At 44.1% G+C, this 21,733-nt stretch carries 17 protein-coding genes and 1 tRNA gene; 9 read left to right on the plus strand and 9 right to left on the minus strand.

Features of this window, described 5'->3' with window-relative positions:
* Positions 1-3: 3 nt before the first annotated feature.
* The 6 genes from GKO22_RS05720 to GKO22_RS05745 form a co-directional block, all read right to left on the minus strand.
* Positions 4-1,161 (minus strand): glycoside hydrolase family 130 protein, encoded by a 1,158-nt coding sequence (locus GKO22_RS05720; RefSeq protein WP_166333129.1) that lies wholly within the window; start codon positions 1,159-1,161, stop codon positions 4-6.
* Position 1,162: 1 nt separating this feature from the next.
* Positions 1,163-2,617: a RagB/SusD family nutrient uptake outer membrane protein gene (locus GKO22_RS05725; protein WP_166333130.1), complete on the minus strand. Its 1,455-nt coding sequence runs from the start codon at positions 2,615-2,617 to the stop codon at positions 1,163-1,165.
* 3 nt (positions 2,618-2,620) lie between these two features.
* Positions 2,621-5,734, minus strand: a complete 3,114-nt coding sequence (locus GKO22_RS05730) for a SusC/RagA family TonB-linked outer membrane protein (protein WP_240920157.1) — start codon at positions 5,732-5,734, stop codon at positions 2,621-2,623.
* Positions 5,735-5,822: 88 nt separating this feature from the next.
* Positions 5,823-6,839, minus strand: a complete 1,017-nt coding sequence (locus GKO22_RS05735; protein ID WP_166333132.1) for a LacI family DNA-binding transcriptional regulator — start codon at positions 6,837-6,839, stop codon at positions 5,823-5,825.
* A gap of 5 nt (positions 6,840-6,844) precedes the next feature.
* Complete coding sequence (locus GKO22_RS05740; protein WP_166333134.1) at positions 6,845-8,182, minus strand: GH1 family beta-glucosidase; 1,338 nt, start codon at positions 8,180-8,182, stop codon at positions 6,845-6,847.
* 9 nt (positions 8,183-8,191) lie between these two features.
* A complete protein-coding gene (locus GKO22_RS05745; RefSeq protein ID WP_166333135.1) occupies positions 8,192-8,728 on the minus strand; it encodes a DUF1543 domain-containing protein in 537 nt (178 codons plus the stop codon).
* Between the two features lie 392 nt (positions 8,729-9,120).
* Here GKO22_RS05745 and sfnG point away from each other — a divergent pair, with 392 nt between their 5' ends.
* From sfnG to GKO22_RS05765, 4 genes are all read left to right on the plus strand, one after another.
* A complete protein-coding gene (gene sfnG / locus GKO22_RS05750; protein ID WP_166333137.1) occupies positions 9,121-10,224 on the plus strand; it encodes a dimethylsulfone monooxygenase SfnG in 1,104 nt (367 codons plus the stop codon).
* A 65-nt stretch (positions 10,225-10,289) separates the two neighbouring features.
* Positions 10,290-11,423, plus strand: coding sequence for an FMNH2-dependent alkanesulfonate monooxygenase (gene ssuD, locus GKO22_RS05755; RefSeq protein ID WP_166333139.1), 1,134 nt, complete (start codon positions 10,290-10,292; stop codon positions 11,421-11,423).
* A 29-nt stretch (positions 11,424-11,452) separates the two neighbouring features.
* On the plus strand, positions 11,453-12,646 hold the full coding sequence (locus tag GKO22_RS05760; RefSeq protein ID WP_166333141.1) for an acyl-CoA dehydrogenase family protein: 1,194 nt from the start codon (positions 11,453-11,455) through the stop codon (positions 12,644-12,646).
* 85 nt (positions 12,647-12,731) lie between these two features.
* Positions 12,732-13,817 carry a sigma-54 interaction domain-containing protein gene (locus GKO22_RS05765; protein ID WP_166333143.1) on the plus strand — a complete coding sequence of 362 codons (1,086 nt, stop codon included), beginning with the start codon at positions 12,732-12,734 and terminating at the stop codon, positions 13,815-13,817.
* 49 nt (positions 13,818-13,866) lie between these two features.
* Here GKO22_RS05765 and GKO22_RS05770 read toward each other — a convergent pair whose 3' ends face one another.
* Both GKO22_RS05770 and fabV read right to left on the minus strand, forming a co-directional pair.
* Positions 13,867-15,108, minus strand: a complete 1,242-nt coding sequence (locus GKO22_RS05770) for an MFS transporter (protein WP_166333145.1) — start codon at positions 15,106-15,108, stop codon at positions 13,867-13,869.
* A gap of 312 nt (positions 15,109-15,420) precedes the next feature.
* Positions 15,421-16,620: an enoyl-ACP reductase FabV gene (gene fabV, locus GKO22_RS05775; protein WP_166333147.1), complete on the minus strand. Its 1,200-nt coding sequence runs from the start codon at positions 16,618-16,620 to the stop codon at positions 15,421-15,423.
* A 185-nt stretch (positions 16,621-16,805) separates the two neighbouring features.
* On the opposite strand from fabV, the gene xerD reads away from it, so the two are divergent.
* The 5 genes from xerD (at position 16,806) to GKO22_RS05800 (ending at position 21,329) form a co-directional block, all read left to right on the plus strand.
* Positions 16,806-17,714 (plus strand): site-specific tyrosine recombinase XerD, encoded by a 909-nt coding sequence (gene xerD / locus GKO22_RS05780; RefSeq protein WP_166333831.1) that lies wholly within the window; start codon positions 16,806-16,808, stop codon positions 17,712-17,714.
* A 47-nt stretch (positions 17,715-17,761) separates the two neighbouring features.
* The gene (locus GKO22_RS05785; RefSeq protein ID WP_166333149.1) at positions 17,762-18,145 is read left to right on the plus strand and encodes a DUF2946 family protein; all 384 of its coding nucleotides are present in this window, start codon (positions 17,762-17,764) and stop codon (positions 18,143-18,145) included.
* 52 nt (positions 18,146-18,197) lie between these two features.
* Entirely contained in the window at positions 18,198-20,510 is a 2,313-nt protein-coding gene (locus GKO22_RS05790) for a TonB-dependent receptor (protein ID WP_166333151.1), read from the plus strand.
* 11 nt (positions 20,511-20,521) lie between these two features.
* Positions 20,522-21,169: a hypothetical protein gene (locus GKO22_RS05795; RefSeq protein WP_166333153.1), complete on the plus strand. Its 648-nt coding sequence runs from the start codon at positions 20,522-20,524 to the stop codon at positions 21,167-21,169.
* Positions 21,170-21,257: 88 nt separating this feature from the next.
* Positions 21,258-21,329 (plus strand) — tRNA-Arg (locus tag GKO22_RS05800).
* Between the two features lie 91 nt (positions 21,330-21,420).
* Here the strand turns inward: GKO22_RS05800 and GKO22_RS05805 are convergent.
* Positions 21,421-21,630, minus strand: coding sequence for a hypothetical protein (locus GKO22_RS05805; protein ID WP_166333155.1), 210 nt, complete (start codon positions 21,628-21,630; stop codon positions 21,421-21,423).
* Positions 21,631-21,733 lie beyond the last annotated feature (103 nt).

The following is a 21,733-nucleotide window of genomic DNA, read 5'->3' on the forward strand; positions in this document are numbered from 1 at the left end:
CGCTTACGGTAGTGGATCAAAGTTGGCCGGACGACTTGGATCATACACAGAAACGCCCACTTTAGAATCAGCACAACCATAATACAAAAACCATTTGGATTTGTAGTAAGCCAATCCTTGGATGAATACTGTTCCATCTACGTATTGCCCCGACTTCTCAAAATCCTCCATCGGTCTTTTAAAAGGCGTATCCAACCGCTCGATAACCTTGGTAGGATCATTCGCGTCGAATAAAACTTGGCCGGCACTGTACGTGCCTAGTGTAAAACGTGGATCAGCCTGCTCCTGTCCGTCGTGGTTTTTGCCATTGTATAATAAAAGAATCCCTTTATCGGTCTTGATAGCTGGTGGCCCACATTCGGTGAGTGCAGAATCAAAATATCCTTTACGCACATTAATGAAAGTCGCTAATTCGCCTTGCTCGTCCAACACCGGTTCCCAATCAATCAAATTATCAGAAGTAGCTCCTTTGACGCCGTGCTCGCCCCAATACATCCAATATTTGCCATTCACTTTATCAATCACCAACTTATCGTTCTTCAACGTAGTAACGATCGAAGCCGATTTGTGTGGCATATCCATCATCTTGGTGTAAGTCGATTTTGCGAAGATTGGCCCGTGTTTCGTCCAGTTGCGCAAATCTTTGGAAGTGGCTACACCCAAACGAGGAACATCGCGATTCCATTGGGTGTAAAAGACCACGAAAGTACCATCTTCGGTCACCGCTACACGTGGATCTTCGATTCCGCCCGGCCATTCATAGGCTTTTTGAGTATCCTCATCGGGAAACAACACCGGCGTTTTATCTCTGGTGAAATGCAAACCATCGATGCTGTACGCCAAGCCTAAGCGCGATGTCCGGAAACCAATACCAATTCCATACTTATCTTCGGCACGATACAACACAAAAATCGTATCATCTTTTACCACGGCTCCGGGATTGAAGGTATCATTCTCTTCCCAACGCACCATCTTACCCGACATCGGATCTAGAAAAGTTGTGGTAGAATCTGGGCTGATCACTGGATTGATCCCTTCTGGTCGTTCAAATCCTCCTAATGTCCAATCGGGCGTTGTGATGGTGGATTCTTTTTTCTCGGCATCACCGCAAGCACTGATTGCAGCGATCGCTACGGCATAAAATAAAAGTCGCTTTTTCATATTAATATCCTGGGTTTTGTACTATTTTACCGGCAGTTTTGTCCACGTCACCTTGTGGTATTGGGAACAAATCGTGCATATCTAAATAAGGTTTTCCAATTTGGTTGAGCGTTGTTTTGGCTATTTTCCAGCGGCGCAGATCAGATAATCGATGCGCCTCAAAGCTCAATTCCACACGTCGCTCATGCCGCAACCATGTTGTTGCCAATTCTTTGCTGGCCGATGTCGCGCGATCAGGCAATACCGATTGGCTACCGCGAGCACGTTGGCGAATCTGGTTGATAATGGCTATACCTTCTGCGATTCGATTACTTTCAATAAAAGCTTCGGCTTTCCAAAGCAATACATCCGCATAACGTATATAAATTCGATCAACGGGCGAATTTTCATTTCCTTTGAATCCATCATTTTGCGCGCCCAAAAGTTTATAGATCGAACGGGAGTTGGTATTATAGGATTGGGTTAAACGCGGATCTCCGGCTTCGAATGCTTCCAAAAGCGGAGTGGAAGGCGCTAAGAAGCCCCATCCCATCAACGCCGTGAGGCCATTACCTCGCGGTGGCTGCAGACCAGCTTCATGATCGTAAATAAAGATATTCTCCTGTTCTTGATAGGCTTTCGCATTATCAAAAGCGTCGAAATAATTTGGATTCAACCCATAAAAACCGGTTTGCTCCAACTGATTGGTATAATCAATAACGCCATCCCAATCGTTTTCGAAAAGCGCTACTTTTGCTCTTAAAGCCAATACAGCACCGTACGATGCGCGCCAGCGCTCTTGCGCATTCGAGTATTTTGCGCGTGGCAGATTTTCTAATGCTATTGCTAAATCCGCTTTTATCTGCGCATAGACTTCACTCTTCGGCACACGAACAGCCACATCATACGCATCGTTGAAGTTTTCTAATGGTTGTAATACCACGGGTACATCTCCGAAATATTTGACTAGGTCGAAATAGTAGAAAGCACGCAAAAAGGCACTTTCACCTAGTAATTGCTTTCTTCTTTCCTCGCTAATATTAACCTTGGCTAGTGTTTCTGGATCAGTGAGCTGAAATAGCGTAATATTCACGCGAGCGATGCCGTCGTAGTTAAATCGCCAGATTCCTGCAAATGCACCATTTTCTGCCGTAAAATTATAATTGGCCACATCATCCATCCAAGCCTGATCGCCATCGGGCACCCATTTCTTTAGTGCATCGCCCGAGGCGATGTCTTCCAAAATAAAATCCGGACGAACCACTAATCCGCCAGTCCAATCCCATTCACCAAAAATGTTTAATGTACTAGAAAGTGGGCGATACGCAAATTGTACACCCGTAACAATCGTTCCTTCTGTAGGATCGACCTGTACCTGTTCTTGTGTCAGAATGCCTATCGGATCTTTATCCAACCATTTCGAACAGCTGGAAAACAACAAGGCGGCACTCGCTATATATATGAGTTTTGTATTCATGGTTTAAAAAGTTAGGTTTACACCAAATAAAAAGGTTTTGGCTTGTGGGTAAGTACCCCGATCAATCAATTCTGTATTTTCAGGATCTAAGCCCGTGTAGTTTGTCCAAGTGTAGAGATTCTGACCAGAGACATACACGCGTGCATTGGAAATTCCCCAACGCTCGGGTAGCTGACGAAATGAATAGCCCAATTCCACATTTTTCAAACGGAGGTAAGAAGCATCTTCGATGTATAAAGAGGAGAAACGGCTCACGCCTGTATCTTCAAAAGCGACGCGCGGCAAGCTATTAGTAGAACCTTCCCCATTCCACGCATCCAACATACGTGTTGTATAATTAAATGGACGGCTATCAAAATCCACAATACGCATACCATCATTGTAGCGATCTACTCCTTTTACGCCTTGGAAAAACACGTTTAGATCAAATCCTTTATAAGAAACATCGCCATAAAAACCATAGCTCAAACGCGGGATAGGATTTCCAATAAATGTACGGTCATCATCATTGATGATGCCATCGTTATTCAAGTCTTTGAAACGAACATCTCCGGGTTTACTCAATGGTGTGCTCAATCCATGCTGATGCGCAGCCACCTCCGCTTGGTTTTGGTAGATGCCTTCCATCACGTAACCGAAGTAAGCATCTAAAGGTTGTCCGACTTCGGCACGCGCTACTGGCCCAACGATGCGTGGTACGTTCTCGTGTAAAGCAGCTACTTTATTGCGCAAACCGGTTAAATTACCGCCAATGCTGAATGTACCATCTTTTGCAAAGGAATCGCGATAGCGTGCATTCAACTCCCAACCTTCATTGTTTACCTGACCAGCATTCACATAGGTGGCATCTACATTACCCACAAAGCTTGGCAAGCTCAGCAGCAATAGAATATCTTTCGTTTGTTTGCTAAACACATCGGCCGTAATGTCTAACTTATTGTTTAACCAGCGCATATCCACCCCAATATTGTGCTGCGTAGTCGATTCCCAACGCAAAGAAGGATTACCGTAACGGGTGATATTTCCCTCCCGACCATACATGGTGAGGTAGGCGTAGTTATTGATATTTTGATTACCTAATGTACCCGTCGAACCACGAACTTTCAAATAAGACAACGTGCTATTGGGCTCAAAAAAGGATTCGTTGCTCACGATCCAGCCAGCGGATATAGATGGGAAATATCCCCATTTATTGTCGGATCCAAAGCGCGATGAAGCATCAGCACGCAAGTTTCCAGTCAGCGTATAGCGCGATTTATACGCGTAGGTGGCCGAGGTAAAGACAGAAAAAAGTGCCCATTCTTGTGCAAAACCGCCATTCCAGAGATCTCGATTCACGTCTCCTAAATCTATGTAGTGGAACCGATCCGACTCATACTCGAAGCGGCGACGAGAGGCATTGATCGAGCTGCTATTGTTGACAATAAATTCGGTACCTACCAAGGCATTGATCTGATGATCTTCCCACTGCTTGTCATAGCTTAAGACATTGTTCCACGTAAGGGTGTAATCTTCGCCGCGGTCTTCATTCAAGCCATTTGGTCTATTTATCCTTCCGGTTCCTGCATCAATCGCTTCACCGCCACCATCATTGTCACCGTAGTTGGCAAAAAATGCTTTATTGTGGTTGAAGTTGAGTTCAAGCCCCAAAACTGATCTGAATTTCAACGACCGATCGGCCAAGATATCTACCGATCCTTCTACGTTACCAAATAGTTTAAACTGGCGCTGATTATTGTTGGAATAATAGGCCGCTGCGACCGGATTTTGAGACCACTCATACAGCTCAGAGCGGAAATTTCCCGGCCCTTGATAGAATGGTAAATCAGTAAATGGTCGATCGGCATTGTACGTCGGATCACTAGGATCTTTGTACACGCCCAAAACCGGCGGACGTAAGAGTGCATGTCGGATAATACCTGGCGCATCGCCGCGAGACGAAGCGACCATACGCTCCTGATGATTGAGCAATAAGTTGGAACGCACTTGCACACGATCATGCAACTTGGCCGACACGTTGCTACGGAATTCTAAACGTTGGTATTTGTCGTTATCAAATTTCAATATTCCGTTCTGACTAAAATAGCCTGTGGCCAAACGGTAGGTTACTTTTTCGGATCCGCCTGAAGCACCAATCTGAAAACTGTTCGTTTGTCCTGTTTCAAACAACTCATCTAGCCAATTGGTATTGGCCAAATCTGTCCGTTGTTTTTCTGCGGTGTATGGATTCGTTCCGCTACTATTGCTATTTGCCCAAGCCTGCTCTACCGTATTTAAATACTGAGTCGTATTCATCATCTTAGGAAGATTGGTCGCTTGTTGTATCCCAGAGAATACATTGACATCAAAACGGGCATCGCCCGCAACGCCTTTTTTAGTGGTGACCAAGATAACACCTGCCGCCGCACGTGAACCATAAATGGACGCAGCCGAAGCATCTTTCAATACCGACATCGATTCTATATCATTCGGGTTGATGAAACTAAAATTCGTCGTAGGAATACCATCCACTACAAATAAGGGCGAATTATTCCCAATCGTACCAACACCACGCACGCGTATATCAATCGGATCACCAGGTTGACCTGTTGCCTGTGTTACATTGATACCAGCGACTGCACCTTGCAACATTTGCGACACATCCTGCACCCGACGCTTCTCCGCTACCGCCATGTCTACGCGGCTTATTGCGCCGGACACGTTGGTTTCGCGCAGACTATTATATCCCATAATAACAACTTCATCAACCGATTGACTGCTTGAATTCATCGTGATGCGCAATTCAATCTCCGCGGTAAGCGTATGCGATAGGGTAGCGAAGCCTGTATACGCAATTTCGAATACTTGCCCAGGCTTTCCCTCCAACACAAACTCCCCTTGTGCATTGGATTGTGTGGCCGTGCTCTGTTGCAAATTTTTTACAGTGGCATTCGCCAGCGGATTTCCTTGCTCATCGACAATCGTTCCCCGATAACGCTGCTGGGCAATCCATAAATTTGCGGTGTTGTTGTGCGACACATCGCGCATAGCGAATGCGCCAATAGGCAGGTAAAGCGATGCGCAAAAAACAATGTACAGCCCTCCCTTCATTCGATGTAGTAAATGATGCTTTATCATAAGTAGTTTTATTAGGTTTAAAACTATCAATGCAAAACCGGTTTTGCATGATGCGATAAAGGTATATCAAATCAATAAAAAAAACAAATTACCCTTGAGAGGTACTTTTTCTTACAAGTAGTTTGGAAGGAATAATATGGTCTGTAGGTTGCTTTGTTTTGGCCTCGATTTGTGCCAGCACATTATCGACAATCTTTTGCGCGATTTCTTCGATAGGTTGGCGTACACAGCTAATTGGTGGGTCGAACAGCTCAAATACCTCATGATCATCAAAGGATAATAAAGCGTACTTTTTAGCTTGATCAGCTTGCTGAGTCGCTTTGATCCCAGAAATACATAAATAGTTGGTACTAAAATATATGGCATCTAAATTATTCGCTTTTAGGAAATTTTGAATAAACAAAACACGCTGTTCCGTAGGCGCGGAAAATGGTATCCGCAAAATGCGTTCTTCTAAATGATGCTGCTTTAACTGTGTCGTATAAGCGTCCAACCTTTCCAACATTTGAGACTGTTGCGAATCACTGGTTATCATAGCTATACGTGTGTATCCTTGCGCTATCAAATGCTTTACCGCTTGCTCGCTAGCGAGGTAGTTATTAGTCCCCACATAATTAACATCCGAAAGATTGGCTTTACGATCGAATACGACCAGCGGAATATGAGACAAAACTACTTTTGAAATCTCAGATTCTAAATCCGCTGTAGGAGAAATGATAAGACCTTCTACTTTTTGATCCATCATCGAGGCGATGATCTCCCGAGCTATTTCGGCACTGCCTATCGTGCTACTGTACAGCACGTGGTATCCATGGGCGCGTAAGTATTCTTCAATGTGCAATGCAATCGGCCCAAAAAAACTATCGCCAATATTTTCTACAATGAGTCCAATCGTTCGGGTTTTTCCGGTGGCTAGACTTTTTGCCAATGCATTGGGTTTGAATCCGATCTTTTGAACGTGATCCAAAATGCGCTTTTCCAATTCCTTACTGATCCGAGATTGCTCGGCCTTACCATTGATCACCAGAGAGACCGTGGATTTGGAAACATGTAATTCTTTCGCTATTTGGCTGATCGACATCTTCAAGATCTCAATATAGGACACTTTCTTTAATCACGCAAAAAATCTGCATACCACTTGCCCGAATCTTTTATGATGCGACGCTGCGTTTCGAAATCCACGTGTACCAAACCAAAACGCGGATCATAACCTTCGGCCCACTCGAAATTGTCTAAGAAAGTCCATACAAAATAGCCTCGAACGTCTACTCCGTCGTCTTTTGCGCGTTGCATATGTGCTATGGCATCTTGCAAGTATTGTGTGCGTGCAGGATCATAGACTTTGTCCTGCGTCACTTCGTCTGGAAACGATGCACCGTTCTCGGTAATCATCAAGGGAGGCATATTTTCGTAAGCGCTATATTTTTTCAAAATATGGTAAATCGATTCTGGATATACTTCCCAATTCATGGTCGTGACAGGCACTTGCCGATCTTGCGCCGTGACCAATTTGGCTCGTAAGTAAGGGATAAAATACGAATGCGCCACAATTTCACGGGTATAGTTTTGTACGCCTACTAAATCCATATCAAACTTTAGGTTTTTCTCGTCATCCGCTTGCATATACTTCTCAATCTTGCGAAGCGTTTTGATCTCCTCGGTAGGATAGCCTAGTCCAAGCAAAGGCTCTACAAACAAGCGGTTAAGTAAAGCATCTGCTCGCTTGGCAGCTTGCACATCACGATCTTTAGCGCTAAAAGGTTCGATATGAGAAGTGGAAAAAGTGGTGCCAACGATGCTTTCTGCTTGTAATGATTTTATGATGCGCGCGCCATGTGCTTGCGCTAATGCTGCATGATGGGTGGCCGCTAGAAAGGAGTTCAATCCGCGGCGCCCTGGCGCGTGAATTCCTAGAAAGTAACCTGCGCCAGTGAATACCATGGGTTCATTCAATACCATCCAATGCTTTACGCGATCTCCAAAATTTCGCACGCAACAGGCCACGTAGTCACCAAACCATTCGACGACATCTCGATTGGTCCAGCCACCTTTGATTTCTAAGCTCGATGGCAGATCCCAATGATACAAGGTAACCCAAGGTGTAATTCCTAAAGACAACATGTGATCAATCAGACGATTGTAATAATCTATACCTGCTTGGTTTACTTCTCCCCTGCCTACGGGGAAAATTCGACTCCAAGAAATCGAAAAGCGATGATGACGAATGTTCATATCGCGCATCAATTTTAGGTCATCGTCATAGCGATGATAAAAATCACAAGCCACATCTGCATGTTCTCCCTTGGCGATCTTTCCGGATTTCCGGACAAAATCATCCCAAATAGAAAAACCTTTGCCGTCTTGCAGATAACCGCCTTCAATTTGATAGGCTGCCGTAGATACGCCCCAAATGAAATCCGTACCAAACGGCTCCTTCGTTAATCCCATAAAAGCAATTTACTGAATTTTAAGATAACCGATTTCTAAGACATCTTCTGTAGCAGACTTTGTTGCTGCAGTAATCCTAATCGCATAATTCGTTTTAAACACTTCGCTCAGCAGATCGTTGATTTCGTAAATATCATCCACGTCGATCCCATATTTATCATCGACATGCGCTTGGTCATGATGTTTCCAAAAGGTGGAAGATTCGGCCATTTGTGCGGCCTCATCAAGACTCCCGGCTACCACCACTTGTTTATAATGATATTCTTCCATATCCTGTGGTTTGTAACCTCCAAGATTGACAAAATAGAGTTTTTGTTTGTTGTTTTCTATGAATTCATCCTTTGGAATTACGTCAATGCGGAAATCGCCCACCTTCGTCACCTTTCGCCAAGAATCAATATGCATCTTACCGGCTAGCTCCGGCCAGAATATATTCATCTCTGCAGCGAGTTCTTCCAATGATTTTCCAGCGCCAAAAAAAACGTCGTGTTGCTCAATGTGTCTACCTTCAGGCTTACCACCGACCACGACCATATATAATTCCATGTAGTACTATTTACGATTTTAGTCACAACAATACCTGTGCCCTAATATCTTGCATGCCATGTTCCAATAGCCATTTCAACAAGGTATAGAGTCGCATCCAAATGTAATCATATCACATTAAACAAAAATTAAAAAAACATCATTCCTATAATTCTCCCTAGGGCTATACCAACGATTATGCAATTATTCTGCCCGCATTCCAGATCAAGAAAACTGCACACACAATTGTTGCGACAGCAACAGTTAGTAAACAATATTGACTACCTAACAGAAATAAGTAATTCACTAAAAACAATATAAAATATTGATTACCAATAGTATATAACAATCGGCGTACTCCTTGTATAACCCCACAGAAGGATGCTAATTCACCTTAAATTAATTGCATAACCATGAGTCAAATTACAAAACAAACAGATAACAGCTTAAAGTTCGCGTATTGGGTACCGAACGTCAGTGGCGGATTGGTTATTAGCAAGATTGAGCAGCGTACCAGCTGGAGTATTGAATACAATAAAAAGTTAGCACAAATAGCGGAACAAAACGGATTTGAGTACGCACTAAGTCAGATCCGCTTTACAGCGGGCTATGGCGCAGAATATCAACATGAGCCCGTCGCATTTAGTCACTCCATTTTGGAGGCAACAGAAAAATTAAAGGTCATCATCGCCATTTTGCCTGGCCCTTGGAAACCAGTAACGGTGGCCAAACAGCTCGCCACAATTGATCAGCTCACCAATGGACGTGTCGCTATCAATATTGTAAGCGGATGGTTTAAAGGCGAATTTAACGCCATTGGTGAACATTGGCTAGAGCACGATGAGCGGTATAACAGGTCAGAAGAATTCATTAAAGTGCTGAAAGGTATTTGGACGGAAGACAACTTTTCCTTTCATGGCAATTTTTACCAGTTCAACAATTACACTTTAAAACCCAAACCGCTACAAACGCCTCATCCAGAAATCTTTCAAGGTGGCACCTCAAGAGCGGCCAGAGATATGGGCTCTAAAGTTTCGGATTGGTATTTCGCCAATGGTAATACAATCGAAGGTATAAAAGCACAGGTAGACGACGTCCGAAGCAAAGCAGCAGCAGAAGGAAGATCGATCAAAATCGGCGTTAATGCATTCGTCATCGCACGAGCCTCGGAAGAGGAAGCAAAAGCAGTTTTACAGGAAATTGTGGAAAAGGCAGATATCGAAGCGGTTCAGGCATTCGGCCATGCCGCAAAACAAGCTGGACAAGCTTCGCCAGAAGGCGAAGGAAATTGGGCTAAGTCGACACTGGAAGATCTGGTGCAATACAACGATGGATTTAAGACAAACCTGATTGGTACGCCCGAACAGATCGCCGACCGCATCATAGCGCTGAAAAACATCGGGGTTGATTTGATCCTCACCGCCTATTTGCATTTCCAAGAAGAGGTAGCCTATTTTGGAAAGCATGTATTGCCACTCGTGCGCGAAAGAGAAAACAAGCTTTCACCAAACAACTAAACTGAAAATACGACCATGCTACATATCACGAAAAAAGTGCAGCTCCACCTAAATACTTTACACACATGAAATTACTATGGTTTATTCCAACTTATGGTGATAGTCGCTATATAGGCTCATCCATAGGAGCCAGAGATACAAGCTACGATTACTTAAAACAGGTCGCGCAAGCCGTGGATCATTTGGGTTATTACGGCGCACTGTTACCTACAGGTCGCACCTGTGAAGATGCTTGGGTAATCGCTTCGGCTTTAGCAACCGAAACGAAAAACATGAAGTTTTTAGTAGCCGTTCGTCCAGGTCTTACATTGCCATCGGTATCTGCGCGTATGGCGGCTACGCTAGATCGTATTTCTAATGGCCGGTTACTGGTCAATGTCGTTGCGGGTGGTGATCCTGTCGAATTAGCTTCCGATGGGATTTTTCATACACACGATGAGCGCTATACCATTACAGATGAGTTTCTGGATATATGGCGAAAATTATCCATGGAGGAGGATCAATTCTCGTACGAAGGCAATCATTACAAAGTAGAAAATTCTAATCTATTTCTCAAAAGTAAACAACGCCCTTATCCAGAACTTTATTTTGGTGGGTCATCGTCTGCGGGACAAGCTGTAGCGGTCAACCACGCAGATGTGTACCTCACTTGGGGCGAACCGCCAGCACAAGTTGCCGAGAAAATTAATCAGATGAAGACACTCGCTAAAAATCATGGTCGAACATTACGCTTCGGAATTCGCCTGCACGTGGTCGTCCGTGAAACAGAAGCGGAAGCATGGCAAGTAGCGCACGATCTTATTAAGCATGTTACCGAAGAAAGTATACAGGCTGCGCTTCAGGTATTCAAACGATTCGATTCAGAAGGTCAGAAGCGCATGACCCAATTGCACCAAGGCAGAAAAGATCAATTAGAGATCAGTCCTAATCTTTGGGCGGGTATTGGATTGCTGCGCGGTGGTGCCGGGACGGCTATCGTGGGTTCTCCAGAAATAGTTGCGGCACGGATAAAAGAATACCAAGATCTCGGAATAGAAGAATTTATCTTCTCCGGATATCCTCATTTGGAGGAGGCTTATCGCTTTGCAGAGCTGGTCTTCCCCCTATTGAATTATCCGCCGAAGGCAGATAAAAAAGAAATACACACGCCTTATGTCAGTCCTTTTGGAGAAATCAAGGCAGCAGTAGATCGAAATTAATACCGAAACTAATCAACTAAAGCAGCATCATGTCGACACATACCTCAGAAAATAGACCTACAGCTAGGTATTCCGTATTATCTAGCGCAAAAGAAATCGCAGATACGTTACGCGAGACGGCTATTGAAAGAGACTTAAAAGGAGGTACAGCACTTGCCGAAAGGCAACTTCTGCGTGAAAGCGGATTGCTGAATACCATTATCCCAACTGCACTTGGCGGCTTAGGAGAAGATTGGAAAACCATGCTGCAAATTGTACAATTATTCTCGCAAGTGGATAGCTCTATTGGCCACCTATATGGCTTTCAACACCTCATATTAGCCACTATTGACCTTTTCGGAACAGAGAAACAGAGAGATCACTACTACAAAAAAACGGTGGACGAGAAACTATTTTGGGGGAATGCACTCAATCCGCTAGATAAAGGAACTACCGCAGTGATAGATACAGATGGGAACTATAGATTTAATGGTAAAAAAGGTTTTTCTTCGGGTTCATCGGATTCTGACATGTTGCTCGTATCTGGATTTTTGAACGATAAGATCACGATCGGCATGACTCCTTCCGCCGCGGAAGGAATCGACATTAAAAATGACTGGAACAACTTCGGACAAAGACAGACGGATAGCGGTACCGTTATTTTTGATAATTTGATCTTAAAGAAAGAGCAAATATTACTAGATCCAGGACCTTTGGGTAATGTACGGGCAACGTTACGCTCCTGCTTAGCGCAATTAATCCTGATTTACATCTATATCGGAATCGCTGAAGGAGCACTACAGGAAGCAAAAAATTATACGGTTGTCCAGACCAGAGCTTGGCATACTGCCGGTGTAAATACACCGCAAGAAGACCCCTATATACTAGCAAATTATGGCAATCTTTGGCTCAGCTTGCAGACGAGCTTGAGCTTAGCAAAGCAAGCAGCAGAAACGTTCCAGCAACAATGGAACATGCACGACAAGATCACGATCAAGCAGCGTGGCAAAGTGGCGCTAGATATCGCTTTAGCAAAGGTACAAGCCATTCGAACCGGCTTAGAAATCACCAACAAAATGTTTGACGTAACGGGTTCGCGTGCCACCAATGGAAGCGCGCGTTTGGACCGTTACTGGCGAAATCTCCGTACGCATTCCCTGCACGACCCAGTAGATTACAAGATCAAGGAATTGGGCGAATGGTTTCTAAACGATAAAATTCCGGAACCTGGCTTCTATAGTTAAATAGCCACAATTAATAGGATATTTTTTTATTATTAATTAATATTTTCGACATTTACAAGAAGCGCTAATCCTTCATATTTTTCCAATGAGCGAAAAATACTTAATCAAATTGTCCGAAAATGAAACAAATCCCCTATCCATTAGGGCAAAGGTATTGGTGTTTGAAGATCCTATTTCAAGAGATTTACTGCAAAAGCTGCGCAAAATTGCACCAAGTAATGCCAATGTCGTAATCATGGGCGAGACAGGTACGGGTAAAGAGCTATTAGCTCGGGAAGTGCATAGACAGAGCAATCGAAGCGAAAAGGCATTTATCGCGGTTAATTGTGGTGCATTTAGTGAAAACCTTATCGAGAGTGAGTTATTTGGGCACGAAAAAGGTGCTTTTACAGGCGCGCACATTACCAAACAAGGTTGGTTTGAAGAAGCTAATGGCGGGAGTCTGTTTTTGGACGAGATCGGCGATATGCCCTATCCTCTACAAATCAAGTTGCTACGCGTGGTTCAAGAAAGGCAGGTCGTACGGCTAGGCGGGAGAAAAACGATCAATATCGATGTGCGTCTTATTGTGGCGACCAACGTCAAGTTAGAAGAAGCCGTTGCAGCCGGTAGATTTAGAGAGGATTTGTATTACCGGCTGAATGTGGTCAACTTACAGCTGTTGCCGCTGCGTGATCGACCAAAGGATATTCTTCCCTTACTAGAGCACTTCCTAGAAGTGTACAGCAAGAGACTTTCGATGAAAAATAGGTCTTTCTCCGATCGCGCATTGAAATTTCTGATTGATGAATACGCATGGCCTGGCAATATACGAGAATTAGAAAACGTGGTACATCAAGCCATATTAGTATCGCAAGGTCACGTAATCCAAGTCGATGATTTAAACCTTTCGGGGAAGCTGCTTTTTTCCAAAAAAGAAGAAGATGTAAACCGAATCTCTATTGCTTCAGGTTCTGATTTATTAAAGATAGCGTTAACAAAATTGTATACGGAAAACCCTGAAAAATTGCACGAGACAATTGATAAAACCATCATGGAAACAGCTTTTGATTTCTCTTTCAGAAATCAGATGGAAACCGCCCGCTTATTGGGCATCAGTCGTAATATCGTACGAAGTAAATTGATTCAATATGAGATTTTCGCTGCGAAAAGCCAGAAAAAAGGCCATTGATAAAACCTAATTAGAGTCAAATAATTACTCTAATTAGGTTTTTATGATTTTATAGCGTTGCGTCAGCATTAGCATTTTCTTGCCTTCCCAATTGCATCAGCTTGGGTGTGAGAAAAGAAGCTATTCCCACCAACATCACCAAACCGCCAGCAATGATAAAGGAAGGTGCTACACCAACTTTTTCTGCGATCAATCCCGTAAACAGTAAGCCGATGATGCTAGGCAAAACCGCCATACTGAAATACAGAGAAAACACACGGCCCAACATTTTCGGTTCTACCTCTTCTTGAATCGTAGTCATGAAAGCAGCAGAAAAGATGGACATAGCGATTCCGGATAAGGTAGTGATGACCACAAAAGCGATAAACCACGTTGAAGGAAAGGCACCACACAGTAGGAACGAGAAGCCTAAGATGATATGCATCGCATTAACCAAAATAATTTTTGGGGTTTTGATACGAAGAATGCTTAAAACCGATCCACCAACCAGCATTCCAATACCCCAGACAATCTCGATTAAGCTGATTTCCCATTTGCCGCCGCCATAATAACCCGTTGTGAGTAATGGAAACATGATGGCGGCCGGCATCACAAAAAAAGTAACGAGCATAGCATAAAAAAACAAATACCCTAAGCCCCTATTGCGATGAATAGCCCCAAATCCGTCTTTTAATTCCGTAAAAACGGCCGCAATCGAACCTTTGCTTACAGACTTCAAATGTGGGATTCGCACGAAAAACAAGGAAGTAATCGCGAGCACAGCACCAATAATATCCAGATACAGCACATCCGCAATCGCAAAATACGTAATAGCCAGTGTACCTAGCGCTGGGCCAGCAATAGTGCTGACCGATTGCAACATCTGATTGATGCCCGATACACGCAACAATTCTTTCTCCGGCACGATCAACGGAGCAATAGCTTGCATTGCGGGCGACTGAAAGGCATTGCCTACAGATCGACAGGCTAGCAAGGCATAAATCCAAAATAAATCGACCTGCTCATTGCGTAACAAAAAAGTCATCGCAAAAGCACAGATGGCAATAAAACCATCGGAGAACATCATCACTTTCTTCCGATCCCAACGATCGATAAACACGCCAGCAAACGGCCCAATCAATGCCTGCGGCAACAGTCCGGCGATACCTGCCAAAGCCAAAACTTCAGGAGATCTATGCTCTAAGCTTAACCAGATAATCACGGCGAAATGCACGGCATAACTGGTGATCATGGAGAAGAATTGTCCCGTCCAGATAAATAGGTAGGTCCTATACCATTTTTGATTTTCCATAAAATAAATACTAAAAAACAACAATAAATTATACACGCTGTCTTCGGCAAGACAGCCAGATAATCAGACGATTCGACTGATTACTTAGTGACCATTGGCAGCCAAGGCTTGGCCACCATTGTTGTATAGATGGAGATGCTCATGGCGTAAAGATATAAATTCTTCTCAGATATTGGCTAAAAAGAAAAACGAGACTATCTGGTGAGATAGTCTCGTTTTATAAAAAATATAATTGTCTTTGATCGCTTAATCGTACGTTATCGCGAAGCCGAGGCTACGATGCTGTAGCGATCTTGAAGAACATCTTTGTCATTATCCTTCGATAGAAGGAACTCCTACTAATTCATTGGTATCTGCTTCGTAATCGATGCCTTCGACTTGGAAACCAAACAAACCGAAGAATTCTTCGCGGTATCCTTTGATATCAGAGATTTCTTCTAAGTTCTCGGTAGAGATTTGTTGCCACAAGGCCGCTACTTCTTCTTGTACATCAGCACGCATTTCCCAATCGTCTACGCGGATACGTCCTTTTTCATCCAACGCTGGTGCATGTCCGCTGTACAATTGCGTGGCGAATAGACGTTGCATTTGCTCTACTGTACCCTCGTGAATGCCTTTCTCTTTCATCACTTTGTACAACAAGGAGATGTATAATGGCACAACCGGAATAGCCGAGCTTGATTGCGTTACCAATGCTTTGTTGACAGACACGTACGATACGCCATTCAAATCAGCAAGCAATTCATTCAGGGCAGGAACTGTCGCTTCCAAGTTATCTTTTGCACGACCGATCGTACCATTACGGTAGATTGGGTAGGTCAGCTCAGGGCCGATGTACGAATAAGCAACCGTTTTCACACCTTCTGCCAAAACACCAGCAGCTTTCAGATCTTCGATCCAGAATTGCCAATCTTCCCCGCCCATAACCGCTACGGTGTTTTCGATATCCTCGTCATTTTCGATTGGATTGATCGTAATATCCGAAACCACACCGCTGTGAAAATCTACCGTTTTATCGGTAAATGGTTGGCCAATCGGCTTCAACACAGAACCGTGAGCCACACCTGTTTTTGGATGCGTACGGCGTGGAGACGCTAACGAATAGACCACTAGATCTACTTGACCTAAGTCTTGTTTAATTAATTCGATGGTTTGTTTTTTCACCTCATCAGAGAAGGCGTCGCCATTGATACTTTTTGCATATAATCCAGCTGCTGTAGCCTCTTTCTCGAAGGCGGCCGAATTGTACCAACCAGCCGTACCTGGTTTGCCAGCTGCAGCAGGCTTTTCAAAGAAAACTCCGATTGTCGCTGCGCCAGAACCAAACGCCGCGGTGATACGAGATGAAAGTCCGAAACCGGTCGATGCACCGATTACCAATACTTTTTTAGGACCATTTTCAATGGCTCCTTTGGACTGAACGTAATCAATTTGATTTTTCACGTTCTGAGCAGTACCATCGGGATGGGTTGTCAGACAGATAAATCCTCGTACGCGTGGTTGAATAATCATATGAAATGGGTTGTTAAACTAAATCTGTTTTTAAATCAAAGTGCAAAATAAGTAATTATTCCACAGAATCCCATCAACAGGCGTACTCTTTTGAGAATTTTCGCACAGCCACCGTATACGAAATCTCCCGATTTGTTCAACAAAAGCACTTTATGGCTCTTGGTATATTTTCTATCTTTACGGCTATGAATTGGGAGATCTGGAAGAAAGATTTTAAGCGATACCTCCTCTTAGAGCGGGGATTATCTGCGAATTCGATCGAAGCTTACTTATCAGATATCGTTAAGTTGGAAGCCTATGCCATAGAAAATGCTATTGCGCTTCAGCAAATGACTCCAATCGATATTCAGCAGTTTTTGGCGCATGTACATCAACAGGATATGGCACCGACTTCGCAAGCACGGTTGCTTTCTGCTTTGAAATCCTTCTTTACTTTTTTGCAAATTGAGCATGATCTGCCCAACAATCCAGCGGTGCTGATTGAAGCACCGCGACTGATGCGAAAATTACCGGATGTACTCAGCATCGTCGAAATTGATCGCTTGATTGACAGCATCGACTTATCACAACCAGAAGGTATGCGCAACAAAGCGATGCTAGAAGTGCTGTATGGTTGTGGATTGCGGGTATCCGAATTGGTTTCTCTAAAAATATCCAACCTCTATCTCGAAGCAGAATTTATAAAAGTAGAAGGCAAAGGCAATAAAGAGCGGCTAATTCCTATAGGCAGTCAGGCCAGCAAATACCTTAGCATTTATCTCCATGAAAGCAGGCCTCAAGTGCCAGTCAAGCCCGGGCAAGAAGATATGGTTTTCTTGAACAGAAGAGGTGCTGCACTATCTCGCGTGATGGTGTTTCTAATGATTAAAAAACAAGCCGAACAAGCCCAAATCACCAAACACATTAGTCCACACACTTTCCGACATAGCTTTGCCACTCATCTGGTGGAGGGCGGCGCCGACCTTCGTGCAGTGCAGGATATGCTGGGGCACGAAAGCATCAGTACAACAGAAATATATACCCATCTGGATAATGCCTACTTACAAACCGTGATGACCGAATTTCATCCCAGATCCAAAAAGCGTTCGCAGTAAGCAAATAAAACCTTGCAACATTATTGCATTTGATGTACCTTTGTTCCGTGTTGAAGAAAGGAAATTACTTTCGGCTAGTTGGAATGCTACTGAGTATCATGCTATGGATGTTTTCTATGGGCGTGGCTACCGTGCATCATCACCTGCCCGAAAATTCCCAAGAATCTCTACATTTCACACAAGAGAAGCAAAACGATCACCAACAGAAAAATGATCCTTGTCATCATTCCCATGATCATTCCTCCGATCAAGATTGTGGTATCTGTTTTCTCATCCATCACAACAATCCAGTAGTGCTCTCCTATTTTGCAGCAAGCTTTGCCTTGTTGTATCCTGCGACACTACCTTCATCGGCTACGCCATATTTGTGGTCATTTACGCAAGATCACGATCTTGGTGCGCCATCGCTGCGCGGTCCTCCTCTAGGCTAGAAAATACCCCAATTCACTTTCAAATTAGTTTTTCACTTTATAGATCGAACGTATGTTTCGTTATCTGTGGATGTTGGTTCTGCTGCTTACGTGCAGTGTAGGAGCAAATGCCCAAAACCCTTGTACATTAACCCTGTCAGGTACTGTTATTGACAGCCAAGCAAAACCTTTGGTAGGTGTTGCCATTCGCAATACAAGCAACAATAGCGTCGCCTATACCGATCGTCAAGGTCTGTTTAAATTGCAAAATCAATGCACTGGTGTACAGACTATAACCTTCAACTTTCTAGGTTATGATACGGTGCAGCGAATCATTTCGCTTCCGGCGCAGCAAACGCTACGGATCGTGATGAACGTGGGTGTTGTGCATGTACAAGATGTGACCGTGACAGGCATACAATCCGAACATATCACCAGCAGCAGGCATCATCTTTCGGAAGAAACCAAACAGGAATTTCGGGCAAAGCCTTTGGCAGAAATGCTCAGCCAGATTGCCGGCGTGAGCCAATTGAATACCGGTTCTAGCATTGCCAAGCCTGTCATCAATGGTTTGCATAGCAATCGCGTGCTCCTACTCAATCACGGTGTGCGCCAAGAAGGACAACAATGGGGCGCAGAACATGCGCCAGAAATTGATCCTTTCACTGCCGATCGATTAGAAGTCATTAAAGGCGCGGAAGGTGTGCGCTACGGCGCTGATGCTTTGGGCGGCGTGGTCATTAGTACCGCAAACCCAATTGATCCAAGCAAAGTGACTGGTCGTGTGGATTTATTGGGGCAATCCAATGGTCGTGGCGGCGTGAGCAACATTCGCTTGGAAGGAGGTATTGCATCGATTCCTAATTTGGGATGGCGTATTCAGGCATCGGGCAAGAAAATTGGGAATTTGCAAACCGCAGAATATGTGTTGGGGAATACTGGAGTAGAAGAGCTAAACCTTTCGGGCTTGTTGCAATACAACAAAGGCAATCACGACTTGGAGTTTTACTACAGCCATTTCGGCACTGACCTCGGCATTTTCTACGGTGCGCATGTGAGCACCTTGGACGATATTCTAGCTAATATCGAACGTGGCAGACCGTCTTCAACTTACGATTTCAGCTACAGCATTGCATCACCACGCCAACGCGTGGATCACGATTTAGCCAAGATCAAATGGGTGTATGCGCTATCTGGACAAACGAAGTTAGAAACCCAATTTGCCCTACAACATAACCGTCGCAAGGAATATGATCTGCGACGCGTCATGTCAGACGATACGCCCATGGCCGATATGAGCCTCACCACGCAAACGCTAGATATTGCCTTGAAATTCGGGCATCACCGCATTGGAATCGACGGTATGTTGCAGGTGAATAATAATGTTCCGGGCACAGGCACGACACCCATTATTCCCAACTTTGACAACCACAATCTCGGTGTTTATGCGATCACTCAGCAGCATTGGGGCAAGTTTCATGGCGAACTAGGCGCGCGATATGATTACCGCTATTTTGATGTAGCTGGCTTCCGATACGATTACAGCAGCATTGATGAGAATGGCATTGTCCGCCAATATCTGTTGACAGATCGTCGCCACTTTCACAATTGGAGTGGATCGGCGGGATTGGCCTATCATGCTTCACCAACGTGGACTTGGAAGACCAATCTGGGATTAGCTTGGCGTGCGCCTTCGGCGAATGAATTGTACAGCGACGGCCTGCATCACGGTAGTGGCACATACGAAGTGGGCGATCCAAACCTGTCTTCTGAACGAGGTTACAAATGGGTCAATTCCATTCTATTCAAAAGTGAAAACCTGGCCATCACCACTGATCTGTACGCGCAGTACATTAAAGACTATATCTATGCCACGCCCAACCCAGATTCGGTTCGTCAGACCATTCGTGGCACATTTCCAGTGTTCAATTATCGTCAGCAAGATGCCTTCTTTTATGGCGTAGATCTGCAATTAGATTGGCAGATCAATACCGCTTGGTCTTACACCCTAAAAGGTTCTTTGGTACGCGCACGCGATCTGGAGAATCACACGTATTTCCCATTCATTCCAGCAGATCGCATCCATCAAAGCATCAAATGGCAATACGGTACCGAAACGGAAAACTATATCCGCTTAGCGCACGTGTTTGTAGATCGGCAACGCCGCTTTGATCCGGCCACCGATTACACTCAACCGCCGGCAGCTTATCATTTATTTAATGCCTTTGCAAGTGCAAGGCTACCCATTAAACAGCGCAACATCCAAGTTAATCTAGGTGTAGAAAACATCTTCAACGTGCTCTACAAGGATTACATGGATCGCATGCGCTACTTCTCGCATCAGATGGGAAGAAATATCACACTAGGATTTACATTTCAATTTTAAAAAACAACACGATGAAAAAAATAGTAATTTTTCTATTTGCCGCAGTAACTACTTTATCTTTCCAATCTTGTCAGAAAGATGATCCGATTGCAGAAGTAGATCAAGAAGAAGTAGGAACGGCAACCATTATTTTTACCGAAGTAAACCGCGAAGCACACGATGATCATTTCCATTACGAGGATTTCGCGGGTGCGGACAGCGACACGGTGAAGTTTACGCCTGCTCCGAATGGACAATTGCTTCCTCCCGTAGGCGCACACTTTCACTTGGAGAAAGGCAAAACCTACCGTGTATCCTTACAAAGCACGGATTTTGCAGGCAGAAGATCAGAGCAAACCTTCGTGAGCCGTGATGATATCCACCAAGCCTTCTTCACTGCTAATCCAGCAACAGAAATCAGCACGTTTGATTATGTTTATGGAGATAAAAATGCAGCTGGCCAAAACGTCAATGTAGGTGTTACCGGTTACATGACGGTACTCGAGACATCAAGCACGTTTGTAATGCGCTATGTGATGCGCCACCTGAATCCAGGTGTAAAGGCAAACATCACGGCAGCAGACTGGAATAACGCAAATTTCCTGAACTTTGCCGGCGCAACGGATCTGGATCTCAGTTTCGAAATGCACTTCGTAGATGGCGCTGGCCACGGCCACTAACAAACAGAACATTCATTATCAAAAGGTTGCTTATTTAGCAACCTTTTTTTAGTAATAACACCGGAAAAAATAGTATTTTTGCCGCACTGCCTGCGTAGTTCAATGGATAGAATATCAGATTCCGGTTCTGACGATGTGGGTTCGAATCTCGCCGCGGGCACGTACAAAAAAAGCGCTTTACAGATGTAAGCGCTTTTTTAATGAATCATAGTGATCCACCAATTTATGTTGAAATTTCAGAAATATCGGTACTAATCATTTTTCATATTAGTCGTATCTGCCGCGGTCGTATCCAAGTTGATGACCTCTTCATTGGACTGATTGATATTATAACGTTGTTGATCAGCCGGTTCTACCGGTGTCAACTCGCTATCTACTTCATCCGCTCGCTCTTGCGACGAATGACAGGCCATAAAACTGAATGCACTTATTCCCAAGATGGTGTATATTAGCTTTTTCATAGTATTATTTTTTTGATTCCTAGTTTTAGAACAGTCTAAGTAGTAGAATTGTTTCCCGGAAGATTGCCTATCTTGTTAAAGTGCGCTTCCGCATAGCACAAAA

This window comes from Sphingobacterium chungjuense (genome assembly GCF_011316935.1).
GTDB lineage: Bacteria > Bacteroidota > Bacteroidia > Sphingobacteriales > Sphingobacteriaceae > Sphingobacterium > Sphingobacterium chungjuense.

Excerpts from the sequence above, each read along its gene's own strand:
- xerD (WP_166333831.1), top strand. The coding sequence starts at position 16,806 with ATGAATTGGGAGATCTGGAAGAAAGATTTTAAGCGATACCTCCTCTTA.
- fabV (WP_166333147.1), bottom strand. The coding sequence starts at position 16,620 with ATGATTATTCAACCACGCGTACGAGGATTTATCTGTCTGACAACCCAT.
- GKO22_RS05760 (WP_166333141.1), top strand. The coding sequence starts at position 11,453 with ATGTCGACACATACCTCAGAAAATAGACCTACAGCTAGGTATTCCGTA.
- GKO22_RS05790 (WP_166333151.1), top strand. The coding sequence starts at position 18,198 with ATGTTTCGTTATCTGTGGATGTTGGTTCTGCTGCTTACGTGCAGTGTA.
- GKO22_RS05805 (WP_166333155.1), bottom strand. The coding sequence starts at position 21,630 with ATGAAAAAGCTAATATACACCATCTTGGGAATAAGTGCATTCAGTTTT.
- GKO22_RS05765 (WP_166333143.1), top strand. The coding sequence starts at position 12,732 with ATGAGCGAAAAATACTTAATCAAATTGTCCGAAAATGAAACAAATCCC.
- GKO22_RS05745 (WP_166333135.1), bottom strand. The coding sequence starts at position 8,728 with ATGGAATTATATATGGTCGTGGTCGGTGGTAAGCCTGAAGGTAGACAC.
- ssuD (WP_166333139.1), top strand. The coding sequence starts at position 10,290 with ATGAAATTACTATGGTTTATTCCAACTTATGGTGATAGTCGCTATATA.
- GKO22_RS05725 (WP_166333130.1), bottom strand. The coding sequence starts at position 2,617 with ATGAATACAAAACTCATATATATAGCGAGTGCCGCCTTGTTGTTTTCC.
- GKO22_RS05770 (WP_166333145.1), bottom strand. The coding sequence starts at position 15,108 with ATGGAAAATCAAAAATGGTATAGGACCTACCTATTTATCTGGACGGGA.
- GKO22_RS05730 (WP_240920157.1), bottom strand. The coding sequence starts at position 5,734 with ATGATAAAGCATCATTTACTACATCGAATGAAGGGAGGGCTGTACATT.
- GKO22_RS05795 (WP_166333153.1), top strand. The coding sequence starts at position 20,522 with ATGAAAAAAATAGTAATTTTTCTATTTGCCGCAGTAACTACTTTATCT.
- sfnG (WP_166333137.1), top strand. The coding sequence starts at position 9,121 with ATGAGTCAAATTACAAAACAAACAGATAACAGCTTAAAGTTCGCGTAT.
- GKO22_RS05740 (WP_166333134.1), bottom strand. The coding sequence starts at position 8,182 with ATGGGATTAACGAAGGAGCCGTTTGGTACGGATTTCATTTGGGGCGTA.
- GKO22_RS05720 (WP_166333129.1), bottom strand. The coding sequence starts at position 1,161 with ATGAAAAAGCGACTTTTATTTTATGCCGTAGCGATCGCTGCAATCAGT.